Source organism: Thermodesulfobacteriota bacterium, assembly GCA_035559815.1.
Taxonomy (GTDB): Bacteria; Desulfobacterota_D; UBA1144; order Nemesobacterales; family CSP1-2; genus DATMAT01.
In genome coordinates this window covers 55,160-69,240 of sequence record DATMAT010000010.1, presented here as the reverse complement: position 1 = coordinate 69,240, position 14,081 = coordinate 55,160, and the positions used below count along the sequence as shown (strand labels likewise).

Here is a 14,081-nt window from a genome sequence, read left to right as displayed (position 1 = left end):
GGTTAGGAGGGACGCAGTTTTTAAGTATAAACCTTAGTAATTAATGCTTATAAAAAAATTTTGGATAAAATGTCAGATGTCAGAAAATCAAACATATCCAGAATGCTTCGTCAGCCGACCTAGCTGTAACCAGTGGCATTCACACAGCCCAGGGTGTATTAAGTATTAAAAATGCTCACGGTCGGTGCCGTGTGACCATGCTCTGTTCAGTGCTACTTTGCCAAGGGGAAGGTTATGTGAGAATAACCTACGCCACTTCTGATGAGGATATAAATGAAGGAATAAAGAGAATAAAAGAAGCGAACCTTGCGTTATAGCGACTGTTAAAGCTGATGGATGGAAGTCTCCTAATACTTCCATCCGTTCCTAATTAATACTGCTTAATAGAAGCCCTCTCAAAAATTCCCCTAGGGTGATTCTGAAGAAGCCCTTCGGCTACTCCGGGTAAACTCCGCGACTAAAGAATCTCATCCGGTAAACCTAAATCCAAGATGCTTCTCTGCGCTCAGCATGACAAAATTTATGCGATGAGTTCTAGAAATTCCTCTCCAAAACTGCCGGATCCGATGAACTAACTAGTAGTATGGAAAAGAAACTGGCATATGTGGATAGAATCCAGCCTCTATTGTTATTGATCTCAATCGGCATAGGGCTTATCTTAACTATCTCAACACTAACAACTGGATTTAGGCGAAACGGTTGCCTCAAAGTCAAATCCCAAGATGCCGCTGATTACATTGCTATATTCCAGGAGCTCGGCCATTAATTTTTGCTGCGATTGAGCGTGACGTTGTGTGACGGGGTGGGCATTTATTTTCCGCCTAAGATTTCTGATACTATCGATATCTTCTTGAGTGAGCGTTTTCTGTGATTGGCAACAACAAACTGAGTCGGTATGCCTGCTTCTTTTAAATCCATCATTGCACGGTAGGCTTCAACAACAGGAGTGGACTCGGGATAAAACACAAAAGCGAAGACCGAACGTTTCGGATCCTTCATCCTATTTATTATGCGATCGAGACGTTTCTCCGTCTCTCCTTTTACCGCTTCGCTTTTCTCTGTAGTCGCCGCCATCAAGCCTACCTGCTCGCTGTAATCAAATGGGAGCTCAAGAAGCCTCAATGTATGACCGGTCGGCGCGGTATCGAATACGATTACATCGTACTCTTCGCTCTCTGCATAAGTCATGAACTTATCAAATGCGGCCATCTCTTCCGTACAGGGTGATTCCAGCTCCTCGCTAATTGCCACAAGCATATCATCCGTGTATCTCTTACTTGCATCGTCTAGAATCCTTTTCTTGTATTCTTCTACGGCCTTCTCCTGGTCGATTATAACGGCCCAGAGATTACCAACTCCTTCCACCTTCCTGATAGTGTCTTCGATTTTCTGCTCAAGAACTTCGCCAATGTGGGAAGCAGGATCGTATCTTACTCTAATAATAGGGATAGTCTCTGGTATGATCGTTGCAATGGAAATTTGAATACATGGGCATGGAATATGAAGTAAAAGCAGAGCAGGTGGTGCCAAACGTCTCTACAGTGAGAACTAAGGAGGCACAAATTTACTTCGATTCATCACCCGGACAAAGCGAGCATTTATTTAACCCTGCTGAGTTATTCCTGAGCGCATTTGCCGCCTGTATTTTGAAGAACGTCGAGCGTTTTTCGGAGAGGCTGCACTTTGCCTATAACAAAGCTTCTATAAAGGTTCACGGTGTACGAGAGGAACCTCCCCCACGTCTCACTACGGTTAAATACGAACTGACTTTATATACAAATCAATCACCAGAAAGAATAGATCTTCTCCGCCGCAATCTCGAAAAATATGGAACGATCTACAATACAGTAGCAAATGCTTGTGAGATTTCAGGAGAAATAATCATTAGTCCAGAGAATGAACCGGGCAAATAGTAAAGCTGGCTAGGTGAAAAAACTGAACCGGTCATTCCCGGTGGTATTAAACTAATGGTTAAATATTGCGTTCCGAAGCTTTCTAAACAGAGAACGGTGGCAGTTATAAGATAATCAGGGTTTTCTCCAACCGGCCCAGTTTTTTTATTAGTTTGCCCTCCTTAACCATTGCGATCGTAAACCCCTGAATCCGGAATGTCGAATGTGGGCGCATTTGTAAAATAAATATCCACAATACTCCGTTCCTGCACCGTCAGATAATGTACTATTTTCTGACAATCCGACACCTTTTTCAAAGTCGAAACCTGTAAATGCTAGCTAAGAAAAGGAAATTTCATTGGCTTGATTCTTGCTTTTTCCTCCGAAAGGAGCTTAGTTATGGGCTAAAAAATGCAAGAATTTCCTTTGATACTAGCCATGACCACATTGATTTTTGATGGGAATAAAATCACGAAATTTGCAGTAGGCATGGGCGGTGAGGAAATCTAGGGGATATATTCAGCGAACAAACGAAGAGAACGAGATTATAAAGGAATGAATAACTAGAAAATCACTAGGAGGTTAAATCGATGGAGGATACAGACAATGGTAGGATAGATAAAGAAAACAACCGCAAAACCGATTTGGAAAAATATGATTTAGCTAGAAGAGAATTCCTGGAAAAGTTTGCAAGCGGTGTTTTTGCCAGCCTTGTAGCTCCAGCCCTTGGGTTTGTAAGCAGCTCTAAAGCGGAAGAAACTTCTGAAGAGCCAAACAAATATCATTATAAACTCCCCAACCTTAAGGAAATAGAACTCCCAGAGCCTCGACCTAACGAAGATGTACTTATAAGGATGATGAGAGACTTGCAGAGAGCTTTGAATAAACCCATTGAGCAGAGAAAATGGGTAATGGTAATTGACCTGAGAAAGTGTATTGGTTGCCATGCCTGTACTGTGGCGTGCATCGTCGAAAATAAACTACCACCCGGAGTTGTCTACCGGCCTGTTATTGATGAGGAGATTGGCGAATTCCCTAACGTCGCCAGAAGATTTGTTCCCCGCCCCTGTTTTCAGTGTGAAAACCCTCCTTGCACACCGGTTTGCCCCGTAAAAGCTACCTACAAAAGACCCGATGGGATAGTGGCCATTGATTATGAAAAGTGTATAGGGTGCAAATACTGCATTACGGCGTGCCCTTACGGCGCAAGAAGTTATGATTTCGGAGAGAACTATACAGATGCAACCCCTTCGCTTTCCGAAATAGAAGAGGCTCCTAACTTTGAATACCATCGAAAATGGAAAAGGGCAGGACATGAATCCCCGGTTGGCAATGCGAGGAAGTGTCACTTCTGCCTTCACAGGATAGAAAGGGGTCTTTTACCTCAGTGCGTCACGAGCTGTATTGGACGGGCCACATTTTTTGGAGACAAGAATGACCCAGACAGCTTGGTTGCAGGGCTAATAACAAAACCCAACGTCATGAGATTAAAAGAGGAACTAGGAACCGAGCCTAATGTTTATTACCTAACATAGGGAGGCTTAGTCATGAAAAAATCAGAGAGAGCTTTTTGGATATTATTCAGTATCGGGGCGGTAATAGGAGTTCTATCAATTATATGGCGCTTTTCCGCCGGTGAAACGGAGACCAATTTATCCAGCACGATACCCTGGGGGATATGGGTCGCTTTCTACACATACTTCATCGGCCTATCCATCGGATTATTCTTATATTCGACTTTAATATATGTCTTTGGTGTTCAAAAACTGGAGAAGACAGGGAGACTGGCCCTACTTTCATCAGTGTTTTCATTAGTAGCCGGAATGCTCTTTATTTGGATCGATTTGGGGCATCCTGAAAGATTTTGGAGAATTTTTACGAACTGGAATTACACGTCCGTCCTGGCCTGGGAGACATTGTTTTATCTTTTTTATGTTTTGGCCCTTCTTGCATCGCTATGGTTTCTCATGAGGTGTGATTTAGCTGATATGGCTGACAACTCAATCGGCTTGAGGAAATCCATCTATAAAATTCTTTCTTTGAATTTCAGGTGCCCGAAATCTGAGAGTGAATACAATAAATGCCACACCAGTAGTCTCAAAACTATAAAAGTCCTTGGAATAATCGGTATTCCAGCGGCGATAGGAGCGGCAGGACTGGGCGGAGCTTTATTTGCAGTGGTTGCTGCAAAACCATTCTGGTTTAGCGCAACAGTCCCTTTTGTATTTTTGGTATCAGCTTTAGCAGCGGGAACAGGAATAATAGTTTTTCTCTATTCTTTTCTCGGAGAGAGTAAGGATAAACATTATGCCGACGTGGTAAAGACAGTATCCACCTTTATGATTGTATTCATACTTTTAATCCCAATTATGCTTTTTTTCGAGGCTCTAATCGGACTCTATAGCGGGGTGCCGGAACGCGCTGAAGTTTTTCGTAAAATACTATTCGGGCCTTTTCCCTATACATTTTGGTTTGGACAGTTATTACTAGGAACCATTATCCCTGTTCTGATTTATGTATTTAGAAGGAACGATCCTACTTGGCTAGGCCTGGCCGGATTAAGCGCGGTTATAGGACTGGTGACCGTAAGATTGAACCTGGTCATACCGGCATTTGTTATACCTCCCATTAGTGGACTTGACCAAGCCTACTTCGATAAAAGATGGAATTACTTTTACTTCCCCAGTGCGTTCGAGTGGATTACCACTATATTTCCCATCGCCTTATTCGTGTTTCTTTTTGCTCTTGCCTATAAGCTCTTGCCTATGGTTGAGGAGTTGGGAATGAAATTCAAAGGAGGGAGCGAGAGATGATTACGAAGAAAGAAGGAGCTGAAAACGGTACAGTCACGGGTAGAAGGAAGTTCTTAAAAACTACGGCCCTACTTGGTGGAACCGCCGCTTTATCCACCGTTGTTTCCGGATGTGACCAGATACGATCGGGAGCCCTTGACAATCCTGAAACCATAGAAGCATACCCTTTGAATGAACCTGAAAACATTCTTTATTCATCTTGCCTTATGTGCAACACGGGATGCGGAATTAAGGTCAAAATCCTAGATGATGTAGCCGTTAAAGTTGATGGAAACCCCCTGGCTCCCCACGCCCTTTATCCGCACATTAACTATGAGTCATCACTTACTGAGGTGGCAAACATAGACGGGGCAATCTGCCCCAAAGGTCAGGCGGGATTAATGAATGTTTATGACCCCTACAGGATAAGAAAGGTATTAAAACGTGCCGGAAAACGGGGTGAGAACAGGTGGATAACGATTCCTTTTGACCAAGCAGTCCAGGAGGTTGTTGAAGGGGGATACCTATTCCAAAATGTGCCCGGTGAAGAAAAAAGATATGTTTCAGGTCTGAAAGAAATATGGGCACTACGTGACCAGCAGACTTCGAAGAATATAGATGAGGAGCTAAAAAAACTCAAAAAAGTTATAAAGAAGGTGAGAAAAGGGGAATTACCTGAAAGCGCTCTTGAAGAGGAAATAAGCAATTTCAAGAAAGTCAACAAAGAATACCTGGATATCCTTATTGACCCCGATCACCCCGATCTTGGCCCCAAGAACAATCAACTGGCTTTTGTATGGGGGAGAGTAAAAGACGGTAGAGGTGACTTCATAAAGAGGTTCATGGGCTCCTTTGGCTCCCTTAATGCCCATGGACACACAACTGTATGTCAGGGTTCACTTTATTTCACCGGAAAAGCTATGAGCGAGCAATGGGATTACGACGAAAAATCGAAGGAAGTAAAATGGACGGGCGGGAAAAAATTCTACTGGCAAGCAGATACTGGTAATGCTGAATTTATAATCTTCGTTGGCGCCTCTCCATTCGAGGGGAACTACGGTCCGCCAGGGAGAACCCCTAGAATAGTTAATAACGTAGTAGATGGGAAAATGAAAATCGCAGTTGTCGATCCCCGGTTTTCAAAAACAGCATCAAAGGCCTGGAAGTGGATACCTATACAACCGGGTATGGAAAGCGCTCTAGCTCTGGCAATGGCCAGATGGATAATTGAGAATGGAAAATATGATCAAAAATACCTTGAGAACGCCAATAAAGCCGCCGCTAAAGCGGACGGGGAGCCAACCTGGTGTAACGCTACATGGCTTGTGAAAATAAATGAAAAAGGAGAACCGGACAAGTTCCTCAGAGCTAATGAGATAGGGCTTTCAGAGCCGATCAAAAGGCAAACAAAGGATGGGGTGACATTCGACTATGAGCTTTTTGTTGCCATGAAGGACGGAAAACCAATCCCGGTAAACCCCTACGACGAAGAAAACGCCGTTGAAGGGGATCTTTTAATGGAAAGCGAAATAAACGGAATTCGTGTGAAAAGTGCATTTCAATTATTCTTCGAATCGTCAAAGGAACACACATTAGAGGAATGGGCAGAAATCTGCGGGTCAAAACCACAGGACATTCTAGAGTTGGCAAACGAATTCACCAGTCACGGCAAAAAAGCGGTAGCTGACATACATAGAGGTGTCTCACAACACACGAACGGTTTTTATAATTGTCTGGCATGGAACTCTTTAAACCTGATGATAGGAAACTATGACTGGAAAGGAGGTTACATAACCGCTAGCAAGTGGAATCACCTTGGTGAAAAAGAGGGATTCCCTTTCAACATTGAAAAGTTACACCCGGGCAAACTAACCACATCGGGCATCAGCATAATACGACATGACGTTAAGTACGAGGAAACTACTCTTTATAATGATTATCCTGCAAAAAGACCATTTTTCCCCCTCGCGTCCGACATATATCAAGAAATAATACCTTCGATACGGGATGAGTATCCGTATCCGGTAAAAGCCATGTTTTTGTACATGGGAAGCCCAGTTTACGCATTACCGGGGGGAAACAGGCTTATAGAGGTTCTGATGGACGTAAATAAGCTTCCTCTATTTATCACTATAGATATAACTATAGGCGAGACCTCCCTCTACTCCGATTACATTTTCCCCGACCTAACATACCTAGAGCGGTGGGAGTTCCAAGGTTCACATCCTGGGTTCGCTCACAAAATACAGCCTGTCCGCCAGCCGGTGATTCCACCCATTACCGAAACGGTTGAGGTCTTTGGCCAGAAAATGCCAATTTCGCTTGAGGCTACTATTCTGGCAATCGCTGAAAAGATGGGCTTGCCGGGTTTTGGTGAGAATGGTTTCGGAAACGGTATGGATTTTAAAAGAGAAGAAGACTTGTACCTTAAAATGGTGGCGAATGTCGGTTTCGACGGAAAACCAGTAGCTGAAGCTGATGGGCAAGAGTTAGAAATGTTTGAAAAAACAAGAAGACACTTGCCAGATACCATTTATGACGCTAAAAGATGGAAAAAAGCGGTAGGCGATGATGAGAAAACCTGGCGTCGGGTTGTTTATGTACTAAATCGCGGCGGTAGATACCAGAACTATGAAGATGGCTACGAAGGTGATCTGGTCAAGAACAAATACGGTACCCTCGTAAACCTCTACTCGGAAAAAGCGGCAACAACCAAAAATAGTATAACCGGCAAAAAATTTAGCGGTATCGCAAAACACTATCCCATAACCGATTCACAAGGTAACGAAATCAAGTTCGATGAATACAATCTTCATCTCATAACTCATAGAGAAATATCCATGACTAAATCCAGAACGCCTTCCAATTACTGGTTGCTTTCTCTTATGCCCGATAACGCCATTGTCATAAACAAACGCGACGCCGACAATCTCGGCTTGAAGAATGGTGACGAGGTCTTAGTAATATCTCCTTCTAACCCCGAAGGGGTATGGGATATAGGAAACGGCGTGGAAAAGAAGATGATTGGTAAGTTGAAAGTGGTCCAGGGAATAAGGCCGGGAGTGGTTACGTTTGGCCTAGGATGGGGACACTGGTCTTACGGTTCAAAAGACATAGTGATTGATGGTAAGAGAATTGAGGGTGATTCACGAAGAGGAAAAGGGGTTCACGCGAACGCAGCGATGTTGATAGATCCTTACCTGAAAAGTACGTTGTCCGACCTCGTAGGCGCAAGCGTTTCTTTTTATGACACGAAAGTAAAATTGTTGAAAGTATAAACGTAATGCCGGAGCGTAGAGGAGATCGATGGGGTGCGGAGCTAACAATCTTGACGTCTGGGGCTTCTTACCTCCTAGGGAATCACTCTACGCTCCGTTATGAAAAATTAGCCCCCAAGTTACCTAAGAGCAGAATCGCATCTTCAAAACGAATCCGTACCGGTGTGTTTGAGTTTATAGCTACCTGTAATTCAAAGCTTAGGAGGGAAAGTTCAATGAGAAAAAGTTCCCTTATTCTTTGTATTCCTGCCGTCTTTTTGGGAATTATTTTCAGTGCAGGATTATCCCTAGTCTTTGCTGAAGAGATTACGGAGAAAGAAACTACCGAGAAAAGCAAAATGGAGGAATTTGAGAAAAAACTGGAGAAGCTGAGTGAAGATTTTCAGAAAGTAATAGAAGACCGTGCTGAAGAAAAGCAAGAGATGACGGAGCTAAAAGAGAAGCTCAATCAACTCACTAGAGAACTAAGCGAGATGAAGGGAAAACCGGGTGAAGAAGAGAAGGAGATTAAAACCAGTTATGAGACAGATGCAGAAATTTCTCCTGAAACGCCTTCTGATGAGCATCTATATTTTGAAGGACTGGGTCTTAACGAAAACCTCCCTGAAAGAGTAGTTTCACTAGACAAGCTCCGCGTAGGATTCTGGGTTCAGCAGCGCCTTATGTACAACGCAAGTAATATTCCTGGTCCGGCAAACACCAATTTTGGCAACACTAAGAACTACGATTTCCTACGTCAGAGAGCGCGATTAGGGATTGATATAAGACCGTTAGAGAACGTAGGCGGTTATGTACAGCTTGAGTATAGAAGCGGACTAGGAGTTGGGCCCGACATTAGCGATCCGAGAGAGGGAATTGATTTTGATAATATTGCCTTCAATAGGTTAGATGACCGAGGACTCCGTTACGCTTATTTCTATGCTTCCCCGATTAAAGAAGCTACGTTTGTAGCAGGGATTATCCCATCTTCAGACTACTTGGGAGACACACAGTTCAGTGCGGACTGGGATTTTAATGTCGGAGGGGTGGCTCTTACCGGGGAGATTAGTGACTTTACTTACAGGTTAAGCTATTTAAGACTCATTGACGGACTCGGATTCAACATAATCAATGAACTGGGAGAAGATGCTCACCTAATCCTTGCCGATTTTACCACACCTTTTTTTAATGAAGCCACAAGGGTGGGACTTCATGTTTATTATATTCTAAATGACATTGATGAACCTTCCGTGGGGGATTTTCAGGAAGCATGGATTGGAGTCAGCGGAAGAACAGAAATAGGTTTAGTGGGATTAAATGGTTTCTTTGTTTTAAATGTGGGTGAGTTTGACCAGCCAACCTCTCTTCCCTCGGGTCTCACAATACCGGAGGGTTCACACCAAGGAGTGGCATTCAAAGGCGAGGGTGTAGTTCCCCTTACTGATCTTCCCTACGGTCCATTACTTCTGAGTGGTCTATTTATCTTTGCCACTGGAGACGAAGAAGGAAAAATGGATAATCGCTTCAATACAATTGAAGGTTTGGTAGGCACGGAGGGATATTGGGCTTACACCCATATATTCACGGCAAACGGACCTTCCGATGTCAATGACTTTGGGCTTGATATTGGAAACACAAGACTGGGTAGCGGAGCGGGCCTTCTTACTGCGCAAGTCAAGTTAAATTTGCCTTTACATAGACTGATTAGATTAGAACTGGAAAGTGGCAGCTTTTGGTCTGCTAAAAAAAGAGCAGGAGCTAACTACATGGGCACCGAAGTAGGTGGGATGTTTACTTTTCCCATAGTTAGGCCGCTTAACGTAAATATTGGTTTTGCCTACGCGAGATTAGGGAACTTCTTCGAATCGCTTATAGCAGAGGATCAGCAGCTTGATAGAAATATTTACGAGCTGTTTTCAAGGATACAATTGGAGTTTTGAATAACTTAGATCAGATAATGCTTTCATTTGATTATTCTTTTATTATATTTTCATTCCCAATCTCGTTCTTCCTTGATCTACCTCCAAATAAAACAACGCTAATGATCGTCAGCATGCATGTAACCACGACCGCAATTAAGGAATACTCGTTTAAACCTGTTTTGATGAGTAAGCGAACTGAGAATACGGCTCCAAACATCTGTGCAATGCCGAGCATAAACCGTATAATGGCCCACGTTTTGACCGGGTTCATTTTTTTTATTAGTTATGTCTTTTACGAGTTGAAGAACTTTAGCTTTAATGGAATCTCGAATTTCTCTTATCCTTGCCAGTTTTTTCTCCCTTCGTTCCTTTAAAAATGGAGGGATCTTCAAAACTCCAGTGGAGTCTTTGCACTGCTCCCGGAAATAAAGGACATCGCTCCGCACTCGTCTCATCGCATACTGGTATAACATAGTGGAAGGTTTTATCTTGCTTGAGGAAATCAAGTTCGCTTTTGGTCTTATTCTTTGAAATATCGATTCCAATTTCTTGCATTGCCTCAACAACCAGTGGATTGAGAGTACCCGGTTCTATGCCAGCACTTTCAGCTTCGAAGAATTCACCACCATATAGTTTGAGAAACGCTTCCGCCATTTGGCTCCTAGCACTGTTATGGACGCAGACAAAAAGAACTTTCTTCTTCATCACTTCCTCTACCGGTATACGACACATGCTTTTGCTGTGTTAAACGACATCCTAAATTTTGCCCATTAGCTATTATTATTTGCACGATGAAATTATGGTTTCGGGTTTGATTGCACGGTTATGGGAACAACACTCAGAAAACAAAAAAGCTAATAGTTCCTGCAATACTTTAGTATTGGCCGTATACCATAGGAACTGTCGGTCACGCCTGACCGTAACCAGACCTACGTTTTTTAACTTCTCTAAGTGGTGAGAAAGTGTAGAGTTAGCTATTCCCAGTTCCGCATGTATATCGCCAACTACCATGCCCTCTGGATGTGCAGAGAGCAGTAGCCGCATAATCCTGAGACGTGGCTCGGTTCCCATTGCTGATAAAATATTGGCATAACCTGTTGCATCATTATTTTTATCCAAGTCCGTTGATTTCATATTTCTATTATAGTAAAAATATAGAATCATCTAAATGCTTTTTATGAGTATTTTGCATAGTATTGTTATAATCCTAAAAAAAATAAATAATTAAGCGATTAATTTAAAAGATTTTAGCTGGGCTTTAACATCTTCTTAACATTCTCTTAACATTTAGCCTATAGCCTATTAAAAATTTCAAAGGAGGTCAGGAAAATGATTAGAAAGTTGCTTTTAGGTCTAAGTTTTATGGTTTCACTTTTTTTTGCAGTGGATGTAACTGATGTAGCTAGGGCGGCTACGAAGGAAATAAAAGTAGACGGGTCTAGCACGGTATACCCGGTTACGGAAGGAGCCGCAGAGGACTTTCAAAATATGAGAAGAGGCGAGGTGAATATAACTGTTGGCATTTCCGGAACAGGTGGCGGATTTAAGAAGTTCTGTAGGGGGGAAACTGACATTTCTGATGCCTCAAGACCCATTAAAACCTCTGAGATCGAGGCATGTCAACAAGCAGGAATCGAATACGTTGAACTTCCGGTTTGCTTTGATGCCCTCGCAAATCTGGTTAACCTTAATAACAATTGGGTTGATTGTATGACGGTTGAAGAGCTCAAGAAGATCTGGGAGCCCGAAGCTCAGGGTAAGATTACCAGGTGGAATCAGATAAGACCTGAGTGGCCGGATAAAGATTTAAGGCTGTGTGGAGCAGGAGTTGACTCCGGAACTTATGACTATTATACTGAGGCGATAGTTGGGAAAGAACATTCTAGCAGAGGGGACTTTACCGCAAGTGAGGATGATAACGTCCTAGTGCAGTTTGTTAACAGCCAGGATAATGCTTTGTGCTTTTTCCCCTATGCCTACTATTTTGAAAACAAAGATAAAGCAAAACTGATAAAAGTTAAGAATCCTACAACCGGTGAGTGCGTATTGCCTTCTGCCGAAAACGTTATTAACGGTAGCTATCAGCCGCTTTCGAGGCCAATCTTTATCTATGTGAATGCCAAGTCAGCGGAAAAACCGGAGGTAAAGGAGTTTGTTGAGCTATATTTGAGTAATGCAAGTGATTACTGTACCTCCGTAGGATATGTTGCTCTTCCGGACGAAGCATATAAGCTTGGCCTCCAGAAATTTAAAAGTATGAAGAAGGGGACTACGTTTGCGGGTGGTTCTACGGTTGGGGTAAAGATAGAAGATATGGTAAAGCATTAATAAAATAGGCCCTACGGACGAACATGAACAAGATAAGTTATAAAAAGGCGGTAGACAAACTTGTGACGATACTTTTGTTTACCGCCTCCTTTTTTACCATATTTATTACAGCAGGGATTGTTTACGTTCTTTTGACTGATACAGTCAAGTTCTTTCAATACCCTGAAGTCAGTTTATTTGAATTTTTAACAGGAACTGAATGGACTCCTGTTTTTGCAATCAAAAAGTTTGGAGTTTTGCCTTTAATCGCGGGGACTTTTCTTACCGCAGGTATTGCGACGCTGGTATCAGTTCCTATAGGCTTGCTAATCGCCATATACATAAGCGAATATGTTTCTGATACCGTAAAAGAAATTTTAAAGCCGATAATGGAGTTTCTGGCAGCTATTCCAACAGTTGTTTATGGATACTTTGCGCTTTTATTCCTGACACCTCTTCTTCAGAAGATCCTACCTGGACTTCAGGGACTTAACGCGCTGGCTCCGGGCATAGTAATTGGAATTATGGTCCTTCCATATACGGCCTCACTCGGTGAGGATGCTTTGAGAGGTGTACCAAAGGAACTGAGAGAAGCAGCGTATGCTCTGGGAGACTCTAGATTAAACGCTGCATTCAAAGTGGTACTGCCCGCAGCTATCTCTGGAGTGATGGCTGGTTTTATCTTAGGTATATCGAGGGCATTGGGAGAAACTATGGTCGTTGCTATAGCCGCCGGTATTTATCCCAATTTAACCTTAAATCCACTCGAGCCTATAGAAACAATCACCGCTTACATTGTCCAGATTAGTTTAGGAGACCTTCCTTACGGTACAATAGAATACCTCTCTATATTCGCCGTCGGATTTACTCTATTTGTAATAACGTTGATATTTAATTTGATTGCCTTCTGGCTTAAGTCAAAAATCAGGGAGGTCTACTAATTGCAAGAAAAAATCGGAATATTAGAAGTTCCCGATGTAATAATAAAAAAAATGCGAATCTCCGATTTAGTATTCAGGATACTGGGGATTATACTGGTCTTTCTGCTTATGACTTTTCTTTTTGCCATAATTCTGGACCTCTTTTTAGATGGTTATCGTAGGTTAAGTCCAGATTTTCTTACTTCATATCCGTCGAGATTTCCGGAAAAAGCCGGCATACTGTCGGCATGGGTTGGAACAATTTACGTGATGCTTGGGGCAGTTTTCTGGTCGGTCTTATTGGGAATTCCAGCAGGGGTATACCTAGAGGAATACGCAACTAAAAATTGGATAGCAAATGCCATAGAGATAAATATATATAATTTGGCGGCCGTTCCCTCGATAATATATGGGCTCCTAGCACTTGGGCTTTTCGTTTATAGGTTTGATTTTGGAACAAGCATACTTACAGGGGGACTTACACTAGCCCTTTTGATGCTCCCTATTATAGTGGTAGCCACCAGAGAATCTATAAGAAGGATCCCATTATCCGTCAGAGAAGCGGCGTATTCGGTGGGTGCTACAAAATGGGAAACGGTGAGAGACCATATCATTCCATATTCAATTGGTGGAATCTTGACTGGGGTATTAATTGCCGCATCAAGAGCCATAGGAGAGACAGCGCCTCTGATAACTATCGGGGCTTTAACATTTATAGCTTTTCTTCCGCCTTCTCCCGTTAAGGCTGAATTCCCATTCTTCTCTTTTGAATCCTTTATTGAAATGATAAAAACTCCCTTCACAGTATTACCTATACAGATGTTTAACTGGGTTTCGAGACCTCAGAAAGGGTTTCACGAAAATGCCGCTGCCGCCGGTTTAGTTCTCATAATGTTAACCCTAATCTTGAGCAGCCTAGCCATATACATTCGCTATCGAGTAAGGAGGAGTATAAAATGGTAGTAAGCAAGGCCACAGAAGTATTATTAGA

General features: G+C 42.6%; 11 protein-coding genes. 8 read left to right on the top strand and 3 right to left on the bottom strand.

Translation table 11 applies throughout. The features are described 5' to 3' along the window. Nucleotides 1–810: 810 nt before the first annotated feature. On the bottom strand, nucleotides 811–1,530 hold the full coding sequence (locus VNN20_02215) for an ArsA family ATPase (GenBank protein HWP91000.1): 720 nt from the start codon (nucleotides 1,528–1,530) through the stop codon (nucleotides 811–813). On the opposite strand from VNN20_02215, the gene VNN20_02210 reads away from it, so the two are divergent. From VNN20_02210 to VNN20_02190, 5 genes are all read left to right on the top strand, one after another. Further along, nucleotides 1,488–1,913, top strand: coding sequence for an OsmC family protein (locus tag VNN20_02210; protein HWP90999.1), 426 nt, complete (start codon nucleotides 1,488–1,490; stop codon nucleotides 1,911–1,913). The genes VNN20_02215 and VNN20_02210 overlap by 43 nt on opposite strands. 569 nt (nucleotides 1,914–2,482) lie before the next feature. Further along, nucleotides 2,483–3,427, top strand: coding sequence for a 4Fe-4S dicluster domain-containing protein (locus VNN20_02205; GenBank protein HWP90998.1), 945 nt, complete (start codon nucleotides 2,483–2,485; stop codon nucleotides 3,425–3,427). A 12-nt stretch (nucleotides 3,428–3,439) separates the two neighbouring features. Continuing rightward, on the top strand, nucleotides 3,440–4,705 hold the full coding sequence (gene nrfD, locus VNN20_02200) for an NrfD/PsrC family molybdoenzyme membrane anchor subunit (protein HWP90997.1): 1,266 nt from the start codon (nucleotides 3,440–3,442) through the stop codon (nucleotides 4,703–4,705). Then, complete coding sequence (locus VNN20_02195; protein ID HWP90996.1) at nucleotides 4,702–7,962, top strand: molybdopterin-dependent oxidoreductase; 3,261 nt, start codon at nucleotides 4,702–4,704, stop codon at nucleotides 7,960–7,962. Before nrfD ends, VNN20_02195 begins: the two co-directional genes overlap by 4 nt. 215 nt (nucleotides 7,963–8,177) lie before the next feature. Further along, entirely contained in the window at nucleotides 8,178–9,881 is a 1,704-nt protein-coding gene (locus VNN20_02190) for a hypothetical protein (protein ID HWP90995.1), read from the top strand. A 297-nt stretch (nucleotides 9,882–10,178) separates the two neighbouring features. Here VNN20_02190 and VNN20_02185 read toward each other — a convergent pair whose 3' ends face one another. Continuing rightward, nucleotides 10,179–10,568: an arsenate reductase ArsC gene (locus tag VNN20_02185; GenBank protein HWP90994.1), complete on the bottom strand. Its 390-nt coding sequence runs from the start codon at nucleotides 10,566–10,568 to the stop codon at nucleotides 10,179–10,181. A 75-nt stretch (nucleotides 10,569–10,643) separates the two neighbouring features. After that, a complete protein-coding gene (locus VNN20_02180) occupies nucleotides 10,644–10,997 on the bottom strand; it encodes a metalloregulator ArsR/SmtB family transcription factor (protein ID HWP90993.1) in 354 nt (117 codons plus the stop codon). A 228-nt stretch (nucleotides 10,998–11,225) separates the two neighbouring features. On the opposite strand from VNN20_02180, the gene VNN20_02175 reads away from it, so the two are divergent. From VNN20_02175 to pstA, 3 genes are read left to right on the top strand one after another with little or no spacing between them, the layout of a single operon-like run. Next, the gene (locus tag VNN20_02175; protein ID HWP90992.1) at nucleotides 11,226–12,191 is read left to right on the top strand and encodes a PstS family phosphate ABC transporter substrate-binding protein; all 966 of its coding nucleotides are present in this window, start codon (nucleotides 11,226–11,228) and stop codon (nucleotides 12,189–12,191) included. A 23-nt stretch (nucleotides 12,192–12,214) separates the two neighbouring features. Then, on the top strand, nucleotides 12,215–13,111 hold the full coding sequence (gene pstC, locus VNN20_02170) for a phosphate ABC transporter permease subunit PstC (protein ID HWP90991.1): 897 nt from the start codon (nucleotides 12,215–12,217) through the stop codon (nucleotides 13,109–13,111). 51 nt (nucleotides 13,112–13,162) lie between these two features. Next, on the top strand, nucleotides 13,163–14,053 hold the full coding sequence (gene pstA / locus VNN20_02165; protein ID HWP90990.1) for a phosphate ABC transporter permease PstA: 891 nt from the start codon (nucleotides 13,163–13,165) through the stop codon (nucleotides 14,051–14,053). Nucleotides 14,054–14,081: the final 28 nt, after the last annotated feature.

Excerpts from the sequence above, each read along its gene's own strand:
- VNN20_02210 (HWP90999.1), top strand. The coding sequence starts at position 1,488 with ATGGGCATGGAATATGAAGTAAAAGCAGAGCAGGTGGTGCCAAACGTC.
- VNN20_02205 (HWP90998.1), top strand. The coding sequence starts at position 2,483 with ATGGAGGATACAGACAATGGTAGGATAGATAAAGAAAACAACCGCAAA.
- nrfD (HWP90997.1), top strand. The coding sequence starts at position 3,440 with ATGAAAAAATCAGAGAGAGCTTTTTGGATATTATTCAGTATCGGGGCG.
- VNN20_02195 (HWP90996.1), top strand. The coding sequence starts at position 4,702 with ATGATTACGAAGAAAGAAGGAGCTGAAAACGGTACAGTCACGGGTAGA.
- VNN20_02190 (HWP90995.1), top strand. The coding sequence starts at position 8,178 with ATGAGAAAAAGTTCCCTTATTCTTTGTATTCCTGCCGTCTTTTTGGGA.
- VNN20_02185 (HWP90994.1), bottom strand. The coding sequence starts at position 10,568 with ATGAAGAAGAAAGTTCTTTTTGTCTGCGTCCATAACAGTGCTAGGAGC.
- VNN20_02180 (HWP90993.1), bottom strand. The coding sequence starts at position 10,997 with ATGAAATCAACGGACTTGGATAAAAATAATGATGCAACAGGTTATGCC.
- VNN20_02175 (HWP90992.1), top strand. The coding sequence starts at position 11,226 with ATGGTTTCACTTTTTTTTGCAGTGGATGTAACTGATGTAGCTAGGGCG.
- pstC (HWP90991.1), top strand. The coding sequence starts at position 12,215 with ATGAACAAGATAAGTTATAAAAAGGCGGTAGACAAACTTGTGACGATA.
- pstA (HWP90990.1), top strand. The coding sequence starts at position 13,163 with ATGCGAATCTCCGATTTAGTATTCAGGATACTGGGGATTATACTGGTC.